Origin of the sequence: Phenylobacterium sp. (assembly GCF_036501465.1) — a bacterium.
Lineage (GTDB): Bacteria > Pseudomonadota > Alphaproteobacteria > Caulobacterales > Caulobacteraceae > Phenylobacterium.
Map to the genome: position 1 here is coordinate 1 of NZ_DASYAF010000060.1, position 20,435 is coordinate 20,435.

The 20,435-nt window shown below is 71.5% G+C and carries 20 protein-coding genes; 14 read left to right on the forward strand and 6 right to left on the reverse strand.

Annotated elements, in window-relative coordinates; genetic code table 11:
• A partial coding sequence (purB, locus tag VGL85_RS06185; RefSeq protein WP_331587098.1) for an adenylosuccinate lyase occupies positions 1–1,209 on the reverse strand: 1,209 nt, incomplete at its 3' end.
• A 261-nt stretch (positions 1,210–1,470) separates the two neighbouring features.
• On the opposite strand from purB, the gene VGL85_RS06190 reads away from it, so the two are divergent.
• A complete protein-coding gene (locus VGL85_RS06190; protein ID WP_331587100.1) occupies positions 1,471–1,977 on the forward strand; it encodes a nuclear transport factor 2 family protein in 507 nt (168 codons plus the stop codon).
• A gap of 60 nt (positions 1,978–2,037) precedes the next feature.
• Here the strand turns inward: VGL85_RS06190 and mnmH are convergent, their stop codons facing one another.
• Positions 2,038–3,102: a tRNA 2-selenouridine(34) synthase MnmH gene (gene mnmH / locus VGL85_RS06195; RefSeq protein ID WP_331587102.1), complete on the reverse strand. Its 1,065-nt coding sequence runs from the start codon at positions 3,100–3,102 to the stop codon at positions 2,038–2,040.
• Between the two features lie 43 nt (positions 3,103–3,145).
• Here mnmH and selD point away from each other — a divergent pair, with 43 nt between their 5' ends.
• Positions 3,146–4,219 carry a selenide, water dikinase SelD gene (selD, locus tag VGL85_RS06200; protein ID WP_331587105.1) on the forward strand — a complete coding sequence of 358 codons (1,074 nt, stop codon included), beginning with the start codon at positions 3,146–3,148 and terminating at the stop codon, positions 4,217–4,219.
• On the opposite strand, the gene VGL85_RS06205 is transcribed toward selD, so the two are convergent.
• On the reverse strand, positions 4,216–5,607 hold the full coding sequence (locus tag VGL85_RS06205; RefSeq protein WP_331587107.1) for an MFS transporter: 1,392 nt from the start codon (positions 5,605–5,607) through the stop codon (positions 4,216–4,218). The two genes, selD and VGL85_RS06205, sit on opposite strands and share 4 nt — an antisense overlap.
• A 118-nt stretch (positions 5,608–5,725) precedes the next feature.
• On the opposite strand from VGL85_RS06205, the gene VGL85_RS06210 reads away from it, so the two are divergent.
• The 7 genes from VGL85_RS06210 (at position 5,726) to VGL85_RS06240 (ending at position 11,967) form a co-directional block, all read left to right on the forward strand.
• Positions 5,726–6,355, forward strand: coding sequence for a glutathione S-transferase family protein (locus VGL85_RS06210; RefSeq protein WP_331587109.1), 630 nt, complete (start codon positions 5,726–5,728; stop codon positions 6,353–6,355).
• Positions 6,356–6,359: 4 nt separating this feature from the next.
• Complete coding sequence (locus tag VGL85_RS06215; protein WP_331587111.1) at positions 6,360–6,905, forward strand: DUF1697 domain-containing protein; 546 nt, start codon at positions 6,360–6,362, stop codon at positions 6,903–6,905.
• 131 nt (positions 6,906–7,036) lie between these two features.
• Positions 7,037–8,026, forward strand: a complete 990-nt coding sequence (locus VGL85_RS06220; RefSeq protein WP_331587113.1) for a hypothetical protein — start codon at positions 7,037–7,039, stop codon at positions 8,024–8,026.
• Positions 8,027–8,068: 42 nt separating this feature from the next.
• On the forward strand, positions 8,069–8,647 hold the full coding sequence (locus VGL85_RS06225; RefSeq protein WP_331587115.1) for a sigma-70 family RNA polymerase sigma factor: 579 nt from the start codon (positions 8,069–8,071) through the stop codon (positions 8,645–8,647).
• Positions 8,640–9,671 carry an ankyrin repeat domain-containing protein gene (locus tag VGL85_RS06230; protein ID WP_331587117.1) on the forward strand — a complete coding sequence of 344 codons (1,032 nt, stop codon included), beginning with the start codon at positions 8,640–8,642 and terminating at the stop codon, positions 9,669–9,671. Before VGL85_RS06225 ends, VGL85_RS06230 begins: the two co-directional genes overlap by 8 nt.
• Before the next feature lie 79 nt (positions 9,672–9,750).
• Complete coding sequence (locus tag VGL85_RS06235; RefSeq protein ID WP_331587119.1) at positions 9,751–11,232, forward strand: ATP-binding protein; 1,482 nt, start codon at positions 9,751–9,753, stop codon at positions 11,230–11,232.
• A 24-nt stretch (positions 11,233–11,256) separates the two neighbouring features.
• Complete coding sequence (locus VGL85_RS06240) at positions 11,257–11,967, forward strand: response regulator transcription factor (protein WP_331587121.1); 711 nt, start codon at positions 11,257–11,259, stop codon at positions 11,965–11,967.
• A 15-nt stretch (positions 11,968–11,982) separates the two neighbouring features.
• On the opposite strand, the gene VGL85_RS06245 is transcribed toward VGL85_RS06240, so the two are convergent.
• Positions 11,983–12,336, reverse strand: coding sequence for a DMT family protein (locus VGL85_RS06245; RefSeq protein WP_331587123.1), 354 nt, complete (start codon positions 12,334–12,336; stop codon positions 11,983–11,985).
• 86 nt (positions 12,337–12,422) lie between these two features.
• Between VGL85_RS06245 and lepB the strand changes: the two genes are divergently transcribed.
• On the forward strand, positions 12,423–13,238 hold the full coding sequence (gene lepB / locus VGL85_RS06250; protein WP_331587125.1) for a signal peptidase I: 816 nt from the start codon (positions 12,423–12,425) through the stop codon (positions 13,236–13,238).
• 30 nt (positions 13,239–13,268) lie between these two features.
• On the opposite strand, the gene VGL85_RS06255 is transcribed toward lepB, so the two are convergent.
• Positions 13,269–13,646, reverse strand: coding sequence for an EF-hand domain-containing protein (locus VGL85_RS06255; RefSeq protein ID WP_331587127.1), 378 nt, complete (start codon positions 13,644–13,646; stop codon positions 13,269–13,271).
• Between the two features lie 142 nt (positions 13,647–13,788).
• Between VGL85_RS06255 and VGL85_RS06260 the strand changes: the two genes are divergently transcribed.
• Entirely contained in the window at positions 13,789–15,609 is a 1,821-nt protein-coding gene (locus VGL85_RS06260) for a DUF885 domain-containing protein (RefSeq protein WP_331587129.1), read from the forward strand.
• 9 nt (positions 15,610–15,618) lie between these two features.
• Here VGL85_RS06260 and VGL85_RS06265 read toward each other — a convergent pair whose 3' ends face one another.
• Positions 15,619–17,676 carry a TonB-dependent receptor plug domain-containing protein gene (locus VGL85_RS06265; protein WP_331587131.1) on the reverse strand — a complete coding sequence of 686 codons (2,058 nt, stop codon included), beginning with the start codon at positions 17,674–17,676 and terminating at the stop codon, positions 15,619–15,621.
• A 138-nt stretch (positions 17,677–17,814) separates the two neighbouring features.
• Here VGL85_RS06265 and VGL85_RS06270 point away from each other — a divergent pair, with 138 nt between their 5' ends.
• The 3 genes from VGL85_RS06270 to VGL85_RS06280 form a co-directional block, all read left to right on the forward strand.
• The gene (locus VGL85_RS06270; RefSeq protein ID WP_331587134.1) at positions 17,815–18,981 is read left to right on the forward strand and encodes a sensor histidine kinase; all 1,167 of its coding nucleotides are present in this window, start codon (positions 17,815–17,817) and stop codon (positions 18,979–18,981) included.
• A complete protein-coding gene (locus VGL85_RS06275; RefSeq protein WP_331587136.1) occupies positions 18,978–19,616 on the forward strand; it encodes a response regulator transcription factor in 639 nt (212 codons plus the stop codon). The genes VGL85_RS06270 and VGL85_RS06275 overlap by 4 nt, the downstream gene beginning before the upstream one ends.
• Before the next feature lie 227 nt (positions 19,617–19,843).
• Positions 19,844–20,435, forward strand: a 592-nt coding sequence (locus tag VGL85_RS06280; protein WP_331587139.1) for a cytochrome P450, incomplete at its 3' end; no start/stop codon positions are given.

Below are 20,435 nucleotides of genomic sequence, written 5' to 3' on the forward strand. Positions count from 1 at the left end.
CGAGACCGCGGGATCGGCCTGCAGTTCTTTCAGGAAATCCTTGCCTTCGAGCCAGACCTTCATCGCGTGGCGCTGTACCGCTTGATAGGCGTCCTCGCGCGCCAGGCCGGCCTGGGTCAGCGCCAGCAGCACGCGCTGCGAATGCACCAGCCCGCCCAGCCGCTCGAGATTCCTGGCCATGTTCTCCGGATAGACCACCAGCCGCTCCATCACGCTGGCCAGGCGGCGCAGCGCGAAGTCCAGATGCACCGTGGCGTCCGGCGCGATGCCGCGCTCGACCGACGAGTGGCTGATGTCGCGCTCGTGCCACAGGGCCACGTTCTCCATGGCCGGCGTCACCGCCGAGCGCACCAGCCGCGCCAGGCCCGTGAGGTTCTCCGTCAGGATCGGGTTCCTCTTATGCGGCATGGCCGAGGAGCCCTTCTGGCCCGGATCGAACGGCTCTTCGGCCTCCAGCACCTCGGTGCGCTGCAGGTGGCGGATCTCCACGGCCAGCCGCTCCATGGAGGACGCCACCACGCCCAGCGCCGCGAAATAGGCCGCGTGCCGGTCGCGCGGGATCACCTGGGTGGAGACCGGCTCGACCGCCAGCCCCAGCTTCTCGGCCACATAGGCCTCCACCTCCGGCGCGACATTGGCGAAGGTGCCGACGGCGCCCGAGATCGCGCAGGTGGCGATCTCGAACCTGGCCATCGCCAGCCGCTCCTTGCAGCGCACGAACTCGGCGTAGTGGCCGGCCAGCTTCAGGCCGAAGGTGGTGGGCTCGGCATGGATGCCGTGGCTGCGCCCGACGCAGGGGGTCGAGCGGTGCTCATAGGCCCGCCGCTTCAGCGCCGCCAGCACCAGGTCGACATCCTCGATCAGCAGGTCGGTCGCCCGCGAAAGCTGCACCGCCAGCGCCGTGTCGTTGACGTCCGACGAGGTCATCCCCTGGTGCAGGAACCGCGCCTCGGGCCCCACCACCTCGGTCACATGGGTCAGGAAGGCGATGACGTCGTGCTTCACCTCGCGCTCGATCTCGTCGATCCGCTCGGCGTCCCAGATCGCGTCCTTGCCCTTCGCCCAGATCACCCGGGCGGCCTCCTTGGGGATCACCCCCAACTCGGCCATGGCGTCGGCCGCGTGCGCCTCGATCGCGAACATGATCGAAAAGCGCGTCTGCGCGCTCCAGATGTCGGCGGCTTCCTTGCGGGCGTAACGGGGGATCATGGGCGGGGGTATGCGGGCGGGGCAGGCGGGGAGTCAACGAGGGTTTGCGGTCTGCGCCTTAAGGGTCATGGCGGCCAGTTTGCTTGCGGCTTCCGGCAACTCAAGGACTGGCGAAGCCAGCCGCTCCGCGGCGCGGCAGGGCCGCGTCCTTGACTTGCCGGAAGCCCCAAGCGCCCAATCAACCATGGAACCAAGGGCGTTCAGCATCCGGGGGATGCTGGCGGAACGGGCCGGTCAGCGGCTCGATAGGGAGGGCTTCACATGATCCGCAACATCTGTCTGGTCGCCGCCGTCTGCGCCGGCCCGCTGCTTCTCGCCGCCTGCGACAAGGCCGCGGCGCCGGCGGCGGATCCGGCCAAGGAGGCGGCCGCGATCCAGGCGCAGATCGACCTGTTCAATTCGTCGATGAAGGCCGGCGACGTGGAGAAGGCGATCTCGGTGGAGGCCACCGACTTCCACAGCTTCGGCGGCGGGCCGGACGTGACCAGCGCCACCGAGGACCTGAAGGGCGCCAAGGAGTCGATGCACGACCCGAACTACGGGCTGGTGGTGAAGGCCGACCATACCGAGGTGGCCAAGGCCGGCGACATGGCCTGGCAGTACGGGACCTGGGACGCCACGGCCTCCGACAAGGCCGGCAAGCCGGTGAAGGCCAACGGCCACTGGGTGGCGGCCTGGCGCAAGGACGACCAGGGGCGCTGGAAGCTGGCGGCGGTGAGCAACGCCAACGCCTGGCCGGGCGGGGCAGCGGCCGCGGCGGCGAAATAGGGGCGCCTTCGTTTCGTTTTCCCCGCAAAAGCGGGGACCCCGCTTTCGCGGGAAGGCGGGTCAGGGATCACCGGCCAGTTGCAGCACCGCGTCGGCCGCCTGGGCGAGGCCGGCGTCGGTGACCTGTTCCAGCTCCACCGCGCCCAGCAGGGCCCGGGTCTCCTGGCGGGCGGAGCGGGCGTAGGCGGGGTCGTAGTGGGCTTCGATGAGGGCCAGCGCCAGGGCTTCGTGGTCGCCGGCGTCGGCCAGCGCGCGCCACTCGGCCAGCGCCTGTTTGGCCGTGGTGCGGGGCAGGCGCGCGAGGATGGCGTGGATCGCTTGCGGGTCGCGGGCGATGTCGGCATAGGCGCTGGCGGTATAGCGGGCGCGGGCGGCGGGCGGCGCGGTCAGCGTGATGCGCGGGGCGGCCGCCATGCGCGCCCAGAGCGCCGGCGGCACCATGCGCTCGCCGACCTTGCTGGACTCAGCCTCGACGAACACCGGGCGGGCGGGGTCGAGCGCGTCGAGCGCGCCCAGCAGGCGGGTCTCGAACAGCTTCTGGCTGGGCTGGCCGCGACCCGGCAGGGCGCCGAACAGCGAGCCGCGATGGGCGGCCAGCGCCTCGAGGTCGAGGACCTGGGCGCCCTTTTCGCCGAGCCGGGCGAGCAGGGCGGTCTTGCCGGCGCCGGTGGGGCCGTCGATCAGCACGATGCGGGCGTGGGCGATCTCGCCGTCGTAGAGCCGCGCGACCACCTGGCGCCGCCAGGTGCGGTAGCCGCCGACCAGCACGCCGGTGCGCCAGCCGACGTTGGCCAGGATGGTGGCCATGGCGGCGGAGCGCTGGCCGCCGCGCCAGCAGTAGACCAGGGGTCGGAAGCCGCCGCCCTGGTCGGCGAGCGCGGCGTCGAGGTGGGCGGCGACATTGCGCGCGATGATCGCAGCCCCGATGCGCCGGGCCTCGAAGCGGCTCTCCTGCACATAGATCGCGCCGACCCGGGCGCGCTCCTCGTCGTTGAGCACCGGCAGGTTGAGCGCGCCCGGGATGTGGTCTTCGGCGAACTCGGCGGGGCTGCGCACGTCGATGACCGCGTCGAAACGGGCCAGGGTTTCGGCGTCGATGGCCGCAACGGCCTCTATCTCCGGCACGGGACGTCTTCGAGGCCGCAAATCATCGCCCTATAGTGGACCGATGAGCCAGCCCGACGATAGCCCGCCCGCCGCCGCCTCCGCCGTTCCGCGCCTGACCAGCCTGGCGCACGGCGGCGGCTGCGGCTGCAAGATCGCGCCCGGCGTGCTGCAGGAGATCCTGAAGGCCATGCCGGCGGCGGGCGCGTTCCCGGACCTGCTGGTGGGGACCGAGACCAGCGACGACGCGGCGGTCTGGCGGCTGAACGACGAGCAGGCGCTGGTGGCGACCACCGATTTCTTCATGCCGGTGGTGGACGACCCGTTCGACTTCGGGCGGATCGCGGCGACCAATGCGCTGTCGGACGTCTATGCCATGGGCGGGCGCCCGATCCTGGCGCTGGCGATCGTGGGCATGCCGGTGGGCGTGCTGCCGGCGGAGACGATCGGGGCGATCCTGGCGGGCGGGGCGGCGGTCTGCCGTGCGGCGGGCGTGCCGGTGGCCGGCGGCCATTCGATCGACAGCGTCGAGCCGATCTATGGGTTGGTGGCGCTGGGGATCGTGCATCCCGACCGGGTGCGGACCAACAGGACGGCGCGGGCCGGCGACGTGCTGATCATCACCAAGCCGCTGGGCGTGGGCGTGCTGAGCGCGGCGTTCAAGCAGGAGAAGCTGGACTCAGGCGACTATGCGGCGCTGATCGGCTCGACGACCCAGCTGAATTCGGTGGGGCCGGCGCTGGCCGAGCGGCCGGATGTCCACGCCATGACCGACGTGACCGGCTTCGGCCTCTTGGGGCACCTGCTGGAGATGTGCCGCGGCGCGGGGCTGGCGGCGGAGGTTGGGCTTTCGCCGCCGCTGCTGGCCGGCGTCGAGGCCCTGGCGAGGGCCGGCGTGCGGACCGGGGCCTCGGGCCGCAACTGGGCGAGTTATGGCGAGGCGGTGGACCTGCCGGCCGGCCTGGACGACTGGCGGCGCGACCTGCTCACCGACCCGCAGACCAGCGGCGGCCTGCTGGTCGCCGTGGCGCCGGAGGCGGCCGACGAGGTCCTGGCGGTGATCCGGGCCGGCGGCTTCGACGAAGCGGCGGTGGTCGGGCGGATGACCGAGGGCGCGCCGCGGGTGCGGGTGGCCTAGCTCACCATCTCCTCGGCGATGCGCCGCCGCGCGCCCCAGAACAGGCCGGCGCCCAGGGCGCCGACGACCGCGGAGCTCAGCAGCGCCCAGCGCACGCCCTCGGCGGGCCCCAGGTGTAGGCCCTTGTTGAGGAGGTCGGAGAGCGCGCCCAGGCTGAGCGCGCCCAGCACCAGCCCCAGGAAGTTGATCACGAACAGCATGATCGAGGCGCTCATCGCCCGCATCCGCTGCGGCACCATTCCCTGGGCGCTGGAATAGACCGGGCCGTACCACAGCGCGCCCAGGAGGTAGGTCGCGCCAAACATGGCGAAGGCCAGCGGCACGCTGGAGGTGGTGTAGAGGATCACCGAGCAGGGCAGGGCCACGAGCACGGCGACGGTGGGGACCGTGCCGTAGACCTTGAGGTCGCGCGCGCCCAGGCGGTCGGCGATCTGGCCGCCCAGCCAGGAGCCGACGGCGCCGGCTCCGCCGCCGATGATCCCCAGCGCCAGGCCGACGAAGGTCTGGGGCCGCAGGCCGAAGTGGTGGGCGAGCGCGGTCACCGCGGGTCCGTGGCAGCGGTAGAAGAAGCTGGGCGAGAAGGCGGCGTGGCCATAGCCCAGGAACGCGCGGACGCCGGCGCCCGAGGCCATGCCCCAGAAGGCCCGCTTGGTCAGCAGGTAGCGGAAGGTCTCGGAGAAGGTGGCGAGCTGCTGGCCGGACGCCTCGCCCGCGGCGCGGGCCTTCAGGGCGGCCTCAGAGAGCAGGCGGCGCGGCTCCTTCAGCGTGAAGGCGGCGATCACGGCCAGCAGCAGGCCGGGCGCGGCGGCGACCATGAAGGCCTGGCGCCAGCCGAAGTAGTCGCTCATCACCCCGCCGATCGCCAGGCCGAGCAGGCCGCCCAGCGGCGTGCCCATGGCGTAGAACGACAGCGCCGAGGCGCGCTTTTCCTTGGGCGTGTAGTCGGCGATCAGGGCGTGGCTGGTGGGCGTGCAGCCGGCCTCGCCGATGCCGACCCCGGAGCGGGCGGCGACCAGCTGGACGAAGTTCTGGGCGAAGCCGCAGGCGCCGGTGAAACCGCTCCAGGCGGCCAGGCAGCCGGCGATGATGAAGCCGCGGTGGTGGCGGTCGGCGGCCCGCGCCAGGGGAAAGCCCAGCAGGGTGTAGACGATGCCGAAGGCGAAGCCGGAGAGCAGGCCCACCTGCCAGTCGGCCAGATGCAGGTCGTTCTTGATCGGCTCGGCCAGGATGTTGATCACCTGGCGGTCGATGAAATTGACCACATAGATCGCCAGCAGCAGCCAAAGGGCGTAGCGGCGATAGGCGGCGGAGACGGGCGAAATGGCCTCCGGCGGAGGATTTTCGTCCAGCAGCGCGTCTTCCCCGGCTACAGCGGTGATTTCGGCCATCGACGTTTCCTCCGCGCGGCTCTAACGGCTGCTTAGGCAAGAGTTCCGTATTTATGCCGTTGAGGAAAGCCGCCCGGCCGAGTTATCGGCATGGCAGGCTTTAGCGGAAGGAGCCTCTATGGAACTGGTGATCGGGACCAAGGCCTGGTCGACCTGGTCGATGCGCCCCTGGCTGGTGCTGAAGCGGACAGGCGCGGAATTCCGCGAAATCCTGATCCCGCTGCGCCAGGAGCAGGGGGCGACGCTGTCGGCGATCCTGAAGCACTCGCCCACCGGGATGGTGCCGGCGCTGAAGGACGGCGACGTGCTGATCTCCGATTCGCTGGCCATCTGCGAATACCTGGCCGAGCGCTATCCGGAGCTGAACCTGTGGCCGCGCGACCCGCGCATGCGCGCCTATGCGCGCTCGGCGGTGGCGGAGATGCACTCGGGCTTCGCCTCGCTGCGCGGGGAATGCCCGATGGACCTTTCCATGTGGCCCAAGGCCAAGACGCTGTCGGAAGCGACGCACAAGGACATCCGCCGCATCGTCAAGCTGTGGAGCGACCTGATGACCAAGTTCGGCGGCCCCTGGCTGGTGGGCGAGGACTGGGGCATCGCCGACGCCTTCTTCACGCCGGTGGCGACGCGCTTCAAGACCTATGGGGTGAAGCTGTCGGACTTCGGCGACAAGTCGGGGGCCGCGGCGCGCTATGCCGAGCGCCTGCTGGAGCAGCCGGAGTTCAAGGCCTGGGAAGCGGGGGTCTGACCCCTTGGCCAAGGCGGCCGTCTTCCTGCGGGCGATCAACGTCGGCGGCCGCAAGCTGCTGATGGCCGATTTCAAGGCCGCGCTGGCCAAGGCGGGCTTCAAGGGCGTGCAGACGATCGGCGCGGCCGGCACGGCGGTGGTCGAGGCCGAGGCGGCGGCCCCGAAGCTGGAGGCCGAGATCGAGGCGATCCTGGCCAAGGCCTGCGGCATGGCGATCGATGTCTTCGTGCGCGACCACGCCGCGATGGCCGCGGTGGTGGCGGGCAATCCCTATGCGCAGCAGGTGAAGGACCAGCCAGCCTTTGTGGCGGTGAGCTTCCTGAAGGGCCACGCGGGGACGGCCGAGGTCGGGGCCATCCGCGAGAAGATCGCCGGCTTCGGCGGGCCCGAGCAGGTCGAGGCCGGCCCGGCCTGCCTCTACTTCAGCTATCCCGAGGGCCAGGGCCAGTCGAAGCTGACGTCCGTGGTGATCGAGCGGGCGACCAGGTTGCGCGGCACGGTGCGCAACTGGAACACCGTGACCAAGATGGCGGCGCTGACGGCGGGGTAGGGTTCGGCCTGCTCCTCTCCCGGCCTCTCCCGCGGCGCCGCCGCGCCTGGGAGGGGAGAAAAAGTGATGCGTCCTAACCCCGTTCGCCGCGGGGCTGCGTAGGTCGTCATGTAAGGCCCTGGGAGGCGGACATGACGACACGGACGACGATCTCGCTGCCACGCCGCGCGATGCTGGCGATGGCGGTCTCGGCGATCAGCCTGGCCGGCGCGGCGCGCGCCGAGACCGGCGACGAGCTGGTGGACCTGAAGGTGGTGGACCGCGAGAGCGGCCAGCCGCTGCAGGTCTGGCGCCACGACGGCCGCCTGTTCGTCGCCGGCCAGCCGGGCGCGCGCTACAGCCTGCGGGTCACCAACCATACCGGCGGGCGCATGCTGCTGGTCATGTCGGTCGACGGGGTCAACATCCTCACCGGCCAGACGGCCAACTATGGCCAGAGGGGCTATGTGCTCGACGCCTACCAGAGCTACGACGTGACCGGCTGGCGCAAGTCCGACAGCGAGGTCGCGGCCTTCACCTTCGCGCCGCTGCCGCAATCCTACGCCGCGCGCACCGGGCGGCCGCAGGACGTGGGCGTGATCGGCATCGCCGCCTTCCGCGAGCGCGTCGCGGTCGCCGCGCCGCCGGCGGCCGTCACGGCCCCGCCCGAACCGCCGCCGCCGCCGCCGCCGCCGCCGCCGCCGCCGATTTTCTCGGCGCCGCCGATCCCGCCGCGGATGGGGGCGCGGGCGGTTCCCTTAAGCCGCGGCTCGGAAGTCTCCGAAATGGTGGTCACCGGCTCGCGCAGGGTCGCCCCCGCGGCGGCCACGCCGGCCCAGCCGTCGGCCGCGGCCCGCGCGCCGTCGCCCGCGCCGGCGGACACCGTGGCCCTCGCCGAGCGGCGGACGGAGAAGCTGGGGACCGGGCACGGGGCGCGGGAGTGGTCGGTGGTGACCACCGTGGATTTCCAGCGCGCCACGGCCTATCCGCAGCTCATCCGCCGGATCGAGTACGACAGCTACGACAACCTGGTCGCCATCGGCGTGGTCCGCCCGCCGGGGCCGCCCGGGCGCTGGCCGCGGCCGTTCCCGTCGAACGGAAACGGGGCGGGCTACGTGCCCGACCCGCCGGGCGGCTTCTAGGTCTTTGCGCGCCAGGCCGTGCAAGGGCTAGGTTCGGCCTTGATGGAGCCGGACGTCGCGGACGACGCTGATCTTTTGCGCGCCCACGGCGCCGGCGACCCGCATGCCTTCGGACGGCTTTATGACCGTTATGACCGCGCATGTTTCCAGTTCATCCGCCGGCTGTTGGGCGCGGCCCACGGCGATGCGGCCGAGGACCTGCACCAGGAGACCTGGATCGCGGTGTCCAAGGCCGCGGCCGGCTTCGACCCGGACAGGGCCAGCTTCGCCACATGGCTGTTCACCATCGCGCGCCACAAGGCCTGGGACCATTTCCGCCGCCAGAAGGTCGCCGTGCTGGCGCCGGCGGGGGACGAGGCGGTGATGCTGGTCCCCGACCCGGGCCAGAGCCCCCTGGAGCAGGTGCAGTCACGCGAACTGGCCGAAGAGATCGTGGCCGCCGTCGAAGCCCTGCCGCTGGAGCAGCGCGGCGCCTTCCTGCTGTTCGCCCAGGCCGGGCTGTCGCTGGCGGAGATCGCCGAGGTGTCCGGGGTGACCGTCGAGACGGCCAAGAGCCGGCTGCGCTATGCGCGCGCCAAGCTGCGCCAGGCGCTGGCGGGTGAAAGGCCGGCCCATGCCTGATCGCGACACCATGCCCGATCCGATGGACAAGGCCTATGTCCAGGCCGAAGCGGTGCTGGACGACGCGGCCGCGCGCGCCGCGCGTCGTGCGCGGGTGCTGGCCGCCGTCGCGGCGGAGCCGGCGGCGACACCCGCCGCGGCTGAGCCACTGAGGCCGCGCCGCGCCTTGGGCCGGGGCGGCTGGCTGATCGCGGCCAGCGTCGTGGGCCTGAGCGTGCTGGTGGCCACGCGGATCAATCCGCCGTCGACGATCCAGGGGCCGGGCGCGGTCCAGGCGCTTTCCACGTCCACCGCACCGCCACCCGCAACGGCGCCCACGCCCTCCGCGCCCGAGGCTGCGCCGCCGCCGCCCGCCGCCGCCGCCGAAACGCCTGCAAGGCCCTCGAAGCCGCTTCGCGTCGGCCTCGCCGGGCCTGCCGCGTCGTCGCCGTCGGACCTGGCCGCCGCGCCGGCCCCGCCGCCGCCGCCGCTGGCCCTGCCGCCCGTGGCGTTTCTGGCGCCGCCGGCCCAGCCGGCCCCTCCGCCGGCGACGGCGCGGGCCGTGCAGGCGCCCCTGGCGCAAGCGCCCCTCTCGCCTACGCCCCTCACGGCCTCGCCCTTCGCCCGCGCACCTGTCGCCCCCTTCGCCAAGGCGGGCCGCGCCGCGCCCGCGCCGCCGTCGTCTGTGCAGGAGATGATCGTCACCGGCTCGCGCGTGGCGGCGCCGACCGCGGCCAGCCGCGCAGCGCTGTTCGCCGGCTCGCCGGCCGATCGGGCGGAACGGCTGCGCGAGGCGGCCGGCGACGGGCGGATCGACGAGGTGGAGGCCCTGCTGGACCGCGGCGTGCCCGTCGACGGCGCCGACGACGACGGCGAGACGCCGCTAATGAAGGCCGTGAAGGCGGACGAGCCGGAGATCGTCGCCCTGCTGGTCAGCCGCCACGCGAGCCTGGATCGCCGCAACAAGGCCGGGCGATCCGTCCGCGACATGGCCGCCGCGGCGGGCGACGCGAAACTCAAGGCGGCCCTGGGGCCGCGCGGCTAGGCGGCTGCGATCCTGCGTCGCCTTGGCGGCGGGGCCCGGGCAGGGCAGTTTAGGCTGGCGATAACGCGGGAGTCGGGGATTGGCCGAGACCGGACTGAGGCAACCCGCCTGGGCGGGCCGGCTCAACACGCCCAGCCGCTACGCCATGGCGTTGTGCGTGGTGGCGGGCTCGACCCTGCTTGCCCAGGCGCTGTTCATGCTGACCGGGTCGAACCGGCTGGGCGGCGCCTTCCTGGTGGGCGTGCTGTTCACCTCCTACCTGCTGGGATCGGGGCCGGGCTACATGGCCGCGGCGGTCTCGTTCGTGATCTACAACCTCTATGCGGGCAACGGCCGGCTGATCGCGCCGAGCTACCGGCCTGAGGACATCCTGGTCCTGCTGACCTTCCCGACGGTGGCGCTGCTGATGGGCAACCTGACGGGCCGGGTGCGCGACGAGGCCAAGCGGGCGCACGCCCGGGCGCTGACCACCGCGGTGCTGTTCGAGGCGACGCGGGAGTTCTCCGCCTCGGACGACGCCGCCCTGATCCGCACGCGGCTGGCCGACCACCTGGCGGCGGCGGCGCGCGGCCGGGCCTTCGTGCTGGATGGCGAGGACCTGGGCTGCGCGGGCGGCGCACCGCCCCCGGCGGCGGTGCTGAGCGCGGCGCGGGCGCTGGCGCAGGAGACCCGGACCGACCCGCGCACCATCGAGGCGGACGGCTGGCGGGTGCGGCTGCTGGCCGATGGGACGACCGCCGGCTGGTGCGGCGAGCCCGCGCCCAGCGCCGACGAGGAGAACCTGCTGCAGATCCTGGCCGACGCCGGGGCGGCGGCGAAGACCCGGGCGGCGTTGGCGGTGGCCAAGGCCGACGCCGAGGCCCGGGCGCGCACGGAGGATCTGAGGAACGCACTGCTGTCGTCGATCAGCCACGACCTGCGCACGCCGCTGGCGGCGGTGCTGGCCTCGGCCACGGCGCTGCAGGAGTTCGACGACAAGTTCGACGCCAAGACGCGTCAGGACCTGACGACCACCATCCAGGAGGAGACCGAACGGCTGAACGCCTTCGTGACCAACCTGTTGAACATGAGCCGGCTGGAAGGCGGGGTGCTGGACCCGGCCAACTCGGCCTTCGACCTGGCCGAGGTGGTGGACCGCACCAAGAGGCGGTTCGAGCGGCTGCGCGGCAAGCGCAAGATCGCCTGCGACCTGGACGAGGAGGCGGCGATCGCGTTGGGCGATCCGGTGCTGTTCGAGGTGGCGCTGGCCAATGTGTTGGAGAACGCCATCCGCTACAGCCCCGACGGCGGGACCATCTCGCTGCGCAGCTATCCCGAGGACGACCGGATCGTGGTCGAGGTGGCCGACGAGGGGCCGGGCGTGCCGGAGGCCGAACTTCCAAGCCTGTTCGACAAATTCTATCGCGGGGCGGCCGCCAAGCGGACGCCAGGCACCGGACTGGGGCTTTCCATCGTCCGCGGCGTCATGCAGGGGATGGGCGGCCATGCGAGCGCGGCGCTGCGGTCGGACGCCAAGCATGGCCTGGTGATGTCGCTGGCCCTGCCGGCGGTCCGGATGTGATTGGTTTGGGGGCTTGAGGGACGGATGACAGGCGATGGACACGAGACGTTGGGCCGGTTGCTGATCGTCGATGACGAGACGCAGATCGTGCGCGCGCTGACCCCGGCGCTGACGGCGGCGGGCTTTTCGGTGACCACGGCGGAAAGCGGCGAGGCCGCGTTGGCGGTGCTGGCGGGCGAGGGCGCCGAGGTGGTGATCCTCGACCTCGGCCTGCCGGACATGGACGGCAAGGACGTGATCCAGCGTATCCGCGAATGGTCGGAGGCGCCGGTGATCGTGCTGTCGGCGCGGGACCTGGAGAGCGAGAAGATCGCCGCCCTGGACCTGGGCGCCGACGATTTTGTCAACAAGCCGGTGGGCGTGGGCGAGTTGCTGGCGCGGATCCGCGCGGCGATGCGCGGGCGCGAGCGGCGCTTTTCCGCCCAGCCGCGGTTCAAGTTCGGCGACCTGGAGATCAATTTCCCGGCCAGGCGGGTGATGATCCAGGGCGAGGAGGTGCGGCTGACGCCGCGCGAATACCAGCTCTTGCGCATCCTGGCGGGGCACGCCGGCCAGGTGGTCACCCACAAGCAGATCATCACCGCCGTCTGGGGCGCGGATTCCAACGCCGACGCCCAGTTCGTGCGCGTGCTGATGGCGCAGCTGCGCCAGAAGCTGGAGGCCGACCCGTCGAGCCCGGAGATCCTGGTGACCGAGCCGGGCATCGGCTACCGCCTGCACTGCGACGACGAGTAGGGAGAGGGAACTCTCCTACAGCGGCGATTTGAACACGAACCAGGCGCCCAGCGCGATCAGGGCGAAGCCGACGCCATGGTTCAGGGTGAAGCGCTCGCCGAGGTAGGTCACCGAGAACACCGCGAAGACGGCCAGGGTGATGACCTCCTGCATGGCCTTCAGCTCGGCGGGGTCGTAGACCTGCCGGCCGATGCGGTTGGCGGGGACCGCCAGCCAGTATTCGAAGAAGGCGATGCCCCAGCTGGCGATGACGATCAGCCAGAGCGGGCGGTGCTCGATCTTCAGGTGGCCGTACCAGGCGAAGGTCATGAAGACATTGGAGCCGACCAGCATCAGGATCGGCAGGGTCGCGGCCCAGGCGCTCGGCATCGATGTCTCCCAGGGTGTCCGGACGCGCCCGCGCGGCTGTCCCGACAGGAGTTTGCTTGAGTCGCGGCGCGCGCGGCGACAGTTGGATGGCGCGGGCCGCCGCCCGCTCGCAGCCCTGTGAGACCCTGCCGATGCCCTCCGACGCAAGCCCGCCCGCCGAAAAGGCCGCCAGCCCGTTCTGGACAGAGGTTTGGGAGACGGTCAAGACCCTGGGCGCGGGCCTGCTGATCGCGCTGGTGCTGCGCGTGGTGGTGTTCCAGCCCAACACCATCCCGTCGTCGTCCATGGAGCCCGGGGTGGTGACCGGCGACTATGTGCTGGTCTCCAAATGGCCCTACGGCTGGAGCCGCGCCTCGTTCCCGTTCGATCCGCCGCTGTTTTCCGGGCGCGTGCTGGGCCGTGCGCCCAAGCGCGGGGACGTGATCGTCTTCCGCCTGCCGCGCGACCCGGACGTGCCCTACATCAAGCGGCTGATCGGCCTGCCGGGCGACCGGGTGCAGATCGTCAAGGGCCAGGTGTTCGTCAACGGCAAGCCGAACGCGCGCCAGTTCACCGGCTGGGCGCGCGACCACGACGACCCGGGCCGCATCGTGCCCAAGGTCGTGGAGACCAATGTGGACGGGAGCAGATACCTGACCTTCGGCGGGGCGCCGGACGGGGAGGCCGACGACACCGACGTCTATGTGGTGCCGCCGGGCCACTACTTCTTCATGGGCGACAACCGCGACAACTCGCTGGACAGCCGCTGGCCGGAAGAGGTCGGCGTGGGCTTCGTGCCGGCCGAGAACCTGGTGGGCCGCGCCGAGATGGTGCTGCTGTCGTGGAAGGCCGGCGCCTCGGTCCTGAAGCCCTGGACCTGGCTCAACCTCGACCCGCACCGGTTCTTCCTGCGGCTGAAGTAACCTCCCCCCGCCGTTTCACGGGGGAGATAGCTACTTCGCGCAGGCGGCCTGGAACTCGGCGTAGCTGACCCGGCCGTCGTGGTCGGCGTCGAGGCGGGCGAAGTCGGCGGCGGAGATGGCGGCGCGGTCGCGGGCCAGGCAGTCGAAGGCGGCGCGCTGGTTGGTGTGGGCCAGCGAGGGCAGGGCGACCGCGCCCAGGGCGGCGGCGACCAGGGCGCCGATGGCCAGGCGCATGCGCAGCGGGTGCGCGGATGGGGCGGCGCGGCCCGCCAGCTCGCCGTCGATGAAGCCGCGCAGGGCCTCGCTGGCCGAGCGGCCTTCGTCGCGGCAGCGGGCCATGAAGGCCAGCTTGGTCGGGTAGGGCAGGCGGATCTCGATCGTCTCGCTCTTCTTCAGCGGTCGGGTCATGAGGGGCCTCGCGGGTCAGTGTTCAGGTCGCAAGCCTAGCTGAAAGCGCAGTTCGCGTCGCCGCGACAGGAAATTCCTGTCCGGACAGGGCCTGTGAAGGTGCTAGGCAAGGCGTGGCCTGGTTCGTTCGGGGGTGATTTCCATGCGCATGGCGCTGTTGGCGGCCGTTTCGTTCGCGGTGGCGATGACGGCGGGCGGGGTGACGGCGGCCGAGCCCGCCCACAAGGCCGCCGAGAAGGCCGCGCCGGGGCCGGCCGATGCGAAGTTCCGGGCGATCTACACGGCCGAGTGGGCCTGGCGGAAGACCGAGTTCCCCGGCGAGCGGGGCGAGAACGCCGCGATCAACGACAAGCTGGGCAAGGTGGACGCCGCGTCCCAGCAGCGGCGGCTGGCGCACTGGGAGGACGTGGCGCGGCAGGTGGACGCCATCGCCGAAAAGGACCTCTCGCCGCCCGAGCAGGTGAACTACGAGGTCTACAAGGACCAGATCGCCACGCGGATCAGCCAGCAGAAGTTCCGCGAGTACGAAAAGCCGTTCAACTCCGACAGCCAGTTCTGGTCGAACCTGGGCTTCACCGCCAGCCGCACGTTCCACACCGCGCAGGACTATCGCAACTGGATCAGCCAGATGCGCGACATCCCGCGCTGGTTCGACGACGAGACGGTGAACATGAAGGCCGGGCTGGCGCGCGGCTTCACCCCGCCCCGGGCGACGCTGGTCGGCCGCGACAAGTCGGTGTCGAACGTCAGCCAGGCGGCGGACATCGAGCACAGCCTGTTCTGGAAGCCGTTCGTCCACATGCCGCAGTCGGTCTCGCCGGCCGACCAGGCGGCGCTGAAGGCCGAGGCGCATCAGGTGTTCGAGGGCTCGGTGCGGCCGGCCTACGCCAAGCTGCTGACCTTCCTCGACGCCGAGTACATCCCGCACACCACCGAGACGCTGGCCGCCGAGGACCTGCCGGACGGCAAGGCCTACTACCGCGCGCAGATCAAGGAGTTCACGACCCTGGACATGGATCCGGAGGCGATCCACCAGCTCGGCCTCTCCGAGGTCGCCAAGATCCACGCCCAGATGCTGGAGGTGATGAAGGAGACCGGGTTCAAGGGCGACTTCCCGGCCTTCCTGCAATTCCTGCGCACCGACCCGCAGTTCTATGTGAAGACCCCGCAGGAGCTGCTGAACCGGGCCGCCTGGATCGCCAAGCGGGTGGACGGCAAGCTGCCGGCCTTCTTCGGCTGGCTGCCGCGCAGCCGCTTCGGGATCGAGCCCGTGGCGCCGGACATCGCGCCCTTCTACACCTCGGCCCGGGGCGGGACGACGACCTACCTCTTGAACACCTACGACCTGCCCAGCCGGCCGCTCTACAACCTGACGGCGCTGACCCTGCACGAGAGCGCGCCAGGCCATTCGCTGCAGGGCGGGCTGGCCGACGAGCAGGACCAGCTGCCGCCGTTCCGGCGCAACGTCTACATCTCGGCCTATGGCGAGGGCTGGGCGCTCTATTGCGAGCGCCTGGGCGTCGAGATGGGGATGTACGACACCGCCTACGACCGCTTCGGCATGCTGACGTTCCAGATGTGGCGCGCGGCGCGGCTGGTGGTCGACACCGGCGTCCACCACGACCACTGGACCCGCGAGCAGGCGATCAAATACCTGCACGACAACACCGCGCTCGCCGACCACGACATCGAGATCGAGGTCGACCGCTACATCTCCTGGCCCGGCCAGGCGCTCAGCTACTACATCGGCATGATGGCGATCGTCGACGCGCGTGCGAAGGCCGAGAAGGCGCTGGGGCCGAAGTTCGACATCCGGGCCTTCCACGATACGGTGCTCTCCATGGGCAGCGTGCCGATCCCGGTGCTGAAGGCGCGCATCGACCGCTTCATCGCCGAGGGCGGGCGCGATCCGATGCCGGTGAAATTCCAGAAGAAGGGCGGCGACGAGGATCCGGCGACCTAGAGGGCCGGACTAGCCGAACGTCTTGCGCAGGCGGGTGAACAGGATCGGGCCGAAGTGGCGCAGCTGCAGGTCGCGTGAGGTCAGGGGATCGCGGCTGCGCAGGCCGCCGAAGATGTCGCGCTCGACCACGTAGTGATCCTCGTTGAACAGCTGCACGCGCCAGGTGATGTCGGGCCTGGGCTTGTAGTCGACGAAGACGTCCAGGCTGACGTTCTGGTGGTTGGTGTCGATCTCGTCGAAGCGGAAGAACCGCTCGTGGTAGGGGTTCACCCAGTCGACGCCCACGACCATGTTGTGGCGGGGCAGGTCCTGGGTGAAGTGCAGCTCGGCGTCGGCCGTGTGCTGGCCGGAGATGCGGCGCGCGGCGCCGGTGGTCGGGTCGATGACCGAGGAGTCCCGCCAGGTCCCCTGGCCGCGCAGGGTGGCGCCGGTGAGCCCGATCCGCTGGAGCTGCAGGCTGAAGGCCGCCACGAAATCGCTCTCGGTCCCGTCGCCGATGTTTGCCGGCGTGTCGAACACGCCGGAGGGCGAGACCACCGGGGCGCGGTCGATCACGTCGGTCAGGTCCAGCCGGCGCGCCGTCAGGCTGACCACCCCGTCCTTCCCGAAGTGGCGCTCGTAGGTGGCCTCATAGGCCCAGTCCTGTTGCGGCGTGAGGTTCGGGTTGCCGGCGGTGATCCCGATGCCGTTCAGCGCGGCGCTGGCCGCGAAGCTTGAGAAGTCGAGCTGGCCCACTTCGCGCTCGATCCGCACGCGGACCTGGTCGGCGGCGGTGGGCGACCAGGTCAGCACCAGCCGCGGCTTGGGGAAGGTCAGGGTCTTGGACAGCGTCACGTCGCCGGTCGACGAGATGGTCGAGGTCTCCACCCGGACACCGGCTTCGACCGTGAGCGTGGGGAGCGCCCGCCAGGTGGAGGTGGCGAAGCCCTCCGCCCGGCCCTCCTGAACCCGGACGTTGGCCGCCGGGATGGTGACCGCCTGGCCGTTGTCGATGAAGCCGGTGCGGGTTCGCACCCAGTTGAAGGCGTATTCGCCGCCGGCGTCGATGGTGAGCGTTGGCGAACGGCGCCAGTGCAGCACGCCGCGCCCGACGCTTTCGCCGCCGCTCGAGGCCAGGCTGAAATGCTGGTCGTCGGCAGCGGTCACGAACACCGAGTCATTGCCGGTCTTGTTGAGGTGCTGCAGGCCGAACGCCTCCAGCGATAGCCCGGCGGGCAGGTCGCGGGTGAAGTGCAGGCCGAACTCGCCGTCGGCGAGGTCCAGGCGCATGCGCTCGCGCTGGCGGCCGGCGACCGCGAAGTCGTCGCTGGAGTCGAGCCGGTAGGGCTGGTCCTCCAGGGTCAGGTTGAGGCGGATCCGCCCGCCGGCCAGCGGGCTCTCGAAGGCGCCGTTCGCCAGATACTGCCAGTTGGGGGCGGCGTTGCGGGTGTTGGAGGCATCCAGGACCTGGCCGTCGGGGCCCAGGATCAGGCGTCCGCCGTTGCCGTTCGATCCGTCGTGGCCCTTGGTGGTGGAGAGCGAGGCGTCCACCCGCCGGTCGCCGCCGCGCCAGGTCTCTTCCAGCGCGGCCTGGGGGTCGGTGTAGCCGTCGCCGGTCGTGAACTGGCCGGTGCTGAAGCGGCCGGTCAGCCCCTGGCCCGACTTGCGGATCACATTGGCCACCACCGTCTTGCCCTGCATGTCGATACCGGTCTGACCACCGCGGATCAGGTCGATCCGGGCCACCTGGCCGGCCGGGATGCGGATCAGGATGGACTGCAGGTCGTCGGTCTTGCTCGAGGGGCGCTGGCCGTCGATCAGCACATTGCCCGCCGCGCCCGCTAGGCCCCGGACCGCGCTGCCGTCGTCGAAGGTGAAGCCGGGCAGGCGCAGGATCATGTCGTAGGCGGTGTCCGGCCGCTGGGCGGCGAAGAACGAGGCCGGATAGGGGATCACGCTGCCGGCCGCCGCGGCGCCAGACGGCGGGGCGGGCAGCGGGGTGGGCGACGGCGCAGGCTCCTGGGCCCACGCCGCCGGCGCCGCCGCGAGGGCGGCGCAAAGGACGAAGCTCGTCGAGGATCTGGCCATCCTGGCTCCGATGCGCCGCCTTTCCCGAGCCTGCGATCCTGGGGCGGGACGGGGACGGGCGTGAGTGCCGGTCGGCACCGGCGGCGGGGGTGACTTTCGGCACCTGCCCCGCTTGGGCCCAGGTGCTAAGCTCGCCGGATGAAGGTGACCCGCCACTATCCCTGGCTGCTGGGCGCCGCGGTCCCGGTGTGGTTTGCGGTGGGCGTCGCCGCCATGGCGCTGGAGCCCGACGCCAGGACGGCGGGCGGGAGCCTGGCGGTGTGGCTTTTGCTGTTCGCGGTGTTCGCCGTCGCCGTGGCGGGGTCCGCCGCGGTCGGCCGCCGCTCGCCCCTGGCCCAGGTCCTGCTGATCGGCCTGGAGAGTCTGGCGGTGGTCGGCTTGGCGGCGGTGCCGCACCGCGGCGACCCGGGCCCGCTGCTGGCGCCGATCGCGCTGCAGGCGGCGCTGGTGTTCGGCGCGCGCCCGGCGCTGGGGCTGGTGGCGGCCCAGTCGATGCTGATCTGGGTGAGCCGCGCCAGCTACCTGGCCGACAGCCAGGCCTGGTTCTACTGGGTGGTGAACGTCGCCGCCGAGCTGATCGCGGTGGGCGTGGTGGCCCTGCTGCGCCGGGAGGCCGAGACGGCCGCGGCGCTGGCGCGATCGAACGGCGAGCTGCGCGCGACCCAGGCGCTGCTGGCCGAGAGCGCGGCGGCGGCGGAGCGGCTGCGCATCTCACGCGAGCTGCACGACGCCTGGGGCCACGACCTGACGGTGCTCAGCCTGCAGCTGGAGTACGCCAGCCACATCCCGCCGCAGGATGCGCGGGCCAGCGTGCTGGAGGCCCGCGACCTGACCCGCTCGCTGCTGGGCAAGGTGCGTGACGTGGTGGGCGCGCTGCGCCGGGTCGACGGCCACGACATCAAGCCGATCCTGGAGGCCCTGGCCCAGGGCGCGCCGCAGCTGAAGGTGCATCTGGACATCCCCAGCGCCATCGCCCTGCAGCCGGCCGAGACCGCCCAGACGCTGATGCGCTCAGCCCAGGAGATCATCACCAACACGCTTCGCCACGCCGGCGCGCGCAACCTGTGGCTCTCGCTGGAGGCCGAGGCGGACGGCGTGCGGCTGATCAGCCGCGACGACGGCCGCGGCGCCGAACGGTTCCGCCTGGGCAATGGGCTGAGCGGCGTGCGCGAACGCTTCGAGCAGCACGGCGGGCGGATCGTCTTCGAAAGCGGTCGCGGGCAGGGCTTCCGGGTGTCCGGCTGGTTGCCGGCCCCCAAGATGCTGGCCCCCAAGACGTTGGCGCCCAAGACGTTGGCGCCATGATCCGGGTCTTCCTGGTCGACGACCAGACCCTGGTCCGCAAGGGCGTGCGCGGCCTGCTGTCGCTGTTGCCCGACATCGAGGTGGTGGGCGAGGCGAGCGACGGGGCCGAGGCGCTGGAGCTGATCCCGCAGGCCGCGCCGGACGTGGTGCTGCTCGACATCCGCATGCCGGGCGTGGACGGGCTTTCGGTGCTGCGCCGGCTGGGCGCCAGCCCGACCACCCGCTTCATCGTGCTGACCACCTTCGACGACGCCGACGCCCTGTTCGAGGGCTGCCGGGCCGGGGCGCGAGGCTTCCTGCTGAAGGACGTGTCGCTGGAGCAGTTGGAGGCCACCATCCGCGCCGTCGCAGACGGGCGCACCATCCTGCAGCCGTCGATCACCGAGACCCTGTTGTGCAACCTGCAGATGGGCGCGATGGCGCCCGCCGACGACGGCATGGACGAGCCGCTGTCCGAGCGCGAGCGCGAGGTCATCCGGCTGATGGCCGGTGGGTTCAGCAACCGGGAGATCGGCGAGATGCTGGGCCTCAGCACCGGCACGGTGAAGAACCACGTCTCACGCCTGCTCCTGAAGCTCGACGCCCGGGACCGCACCAGCGCGGTGCTGAAGGCGCTGGCGAGCCGGCTGGCCTAGGCGCGAAGACAAGCAAGGGCGGCTGGGTGTCCCCAGCCGCCCCCGGCCAAGACCGGAGCCCCTCGCGATCGGGTTCGGCAATGTCGGAGAACATTGTGCGCCGAATTGCGCGGGGAAGATAGCCGGAGAATTCCCCTAACGGTTGCACCGTTCGCGCCCGGGCCTCACAGATCCGCGGCGCAAAGGTCGCTAGTGGGACTCAGCGGCCACGGCCTAGCCTGCCCGTCATGCCCGACGACGCGTTCCCGCCGTTCGTCCCGCCGGCGCCGCATCCGGAATCGCACCGCGCCGGCCTGCTGCATCTTGTCCTGCTGGGCATGACGCGGCCGCTGGACGCCTGGCCGCGCGCGATCTTCGAGGACCTCAGCTACCAGTCCCCGGCGCCCGGCGGCGTGCGTTTCATCATGGACCCGGCGGCGATCAAGACGGTGTTCGTGGACGAGGCCGACGCCTTCACCCAGGGCGCGATGTTCCGGCGGATCATGCGCCCGGTCTGGGGCAAGGGCATCCTGACCAGCGAGGGTCCGGCCTGGCGCTGGCAGCGGCGGGTGGCCGCGCCGGCCTTCCGCCCGGCCCACATGCACGCGCTGGCGCCCTTCATGAGCGCGGCGGCGCAGGCGGCGCTGGACCGCTGGGGCGCGGGCGCGGACGTTGAGATGTCGGAAGAGGCGGCGCGGATCACCTTCGACGTGATCCTGGATGCGGTGCTGTCCGGCGGCGAGGACTTCGACCGGGCCTCGGCGCGGGCGCGGATCCAGGCCTATCTCGCCAGCACGCTGACGCCGCGCCTGAGTTTCTTCTTCGCGCCGGACCGCTGGC

Coding starts and splice junctions, on each gene's coding strand:
- VGL85_RS06190 (WP_331587100.1), top strand. CDS start 1,471: ATGATCCGCAACATCTGTCTGGTCGCCGCCGTCTGCGCCGGCCCGCTG.
- selD (WP_331587105.1), top strand. CDS start 3,146: ATGAGCCAGCCCGACGATAGCCCGCCCGCCGCCGCCTCCGCCGTTCCG.
- VGL85_RS06205 (WP_331587107.1), bottom strand. CDS start 5,607: ATGGCCGAAATCACCGCTGTAGCCGGGGAAGACGCGCTGCTGGACGAA.
- VGL85_RS06210 (WP_331587109.1), top strand. CDS start 5,726: ATGGAACTGGTGATCGGGACCAAGGCCTGGTCGACCTGGTCGATGCGC.
- VGL85_RS06220 (WP_331587113.1), top strand. CDS start 7,037: ATGACGACACGGACGACGATCTCGCTGCCACGCCGCGCGATGCTGGCG.
- VGL85_RS06225 (WP_331587115.1), top strand. CDS start 8,069: ATGGAGCCGGACGTCGCGGACGACGCTGATCTTTTGCGCGCCCACGGC.
- VGL85_RS06230 (WP_331587117.1), top strand. CDS start 8,640: ATGCCTGATCGCGACACCATGCCCGATCCGATGGACAAGGCCTATGTC.
- VGL85_RS06240 (WP_331587121.1), top strand. CDS start 11,257: ATGACAGGCGATGGACACGAGACGTTGGGCCGGTTGCTGATCGTCGAT.
- VGL85_RS06245 (WP_331587123.1), bottom strand. CDS start 12,336: ATGCCGAGCGCCTGGGCCGCGACCCTGCCGATCCTGATGCTGGTCGGC.
- lepB (WP_331587125.1), top strand. CDS start 12,423: ATGGCGCGGGCCGCCGCCCGCTCGCAGCCCTGTGAGACCCTGCCGATG.
- VGL85_RS06255 (WP_331587127.1), bottom strand. CDS start 13,646: ATGACCCGACCGCTGAAGAAGAGCGAGACGATCGAGATCCGCCTGCCC.
- VGL85_RS06260 (WP_331587129.1), top strand. CDS start 13,789: ATGCGCATGGCGCTGTTGGCGGCCGTTTCGTTCGCGGTGGCGATGACG.
- VGL85_RS06265 (WP_331587131.1), bottom strand. CDS start 17,676: ATGGCCAGATCCTCGACGAGCTTCGTCCTTTGCGCCGCCCTCGCGGCG.
- VGL85_RS06270 (WP_331587134.1), top strand. CDS start 17,815: ATGAAGGTGACCCGCCACTATCCCTGGCTGCTGGGCGCCGCGGTCCCG.
- VGL85_RS06275 (WP_331587136.1), top strand. CDS start 18,978: ATGATCCGGGTCTTCCTGGTCGACGACCAGACCCTGGTCCGCAAGGGC.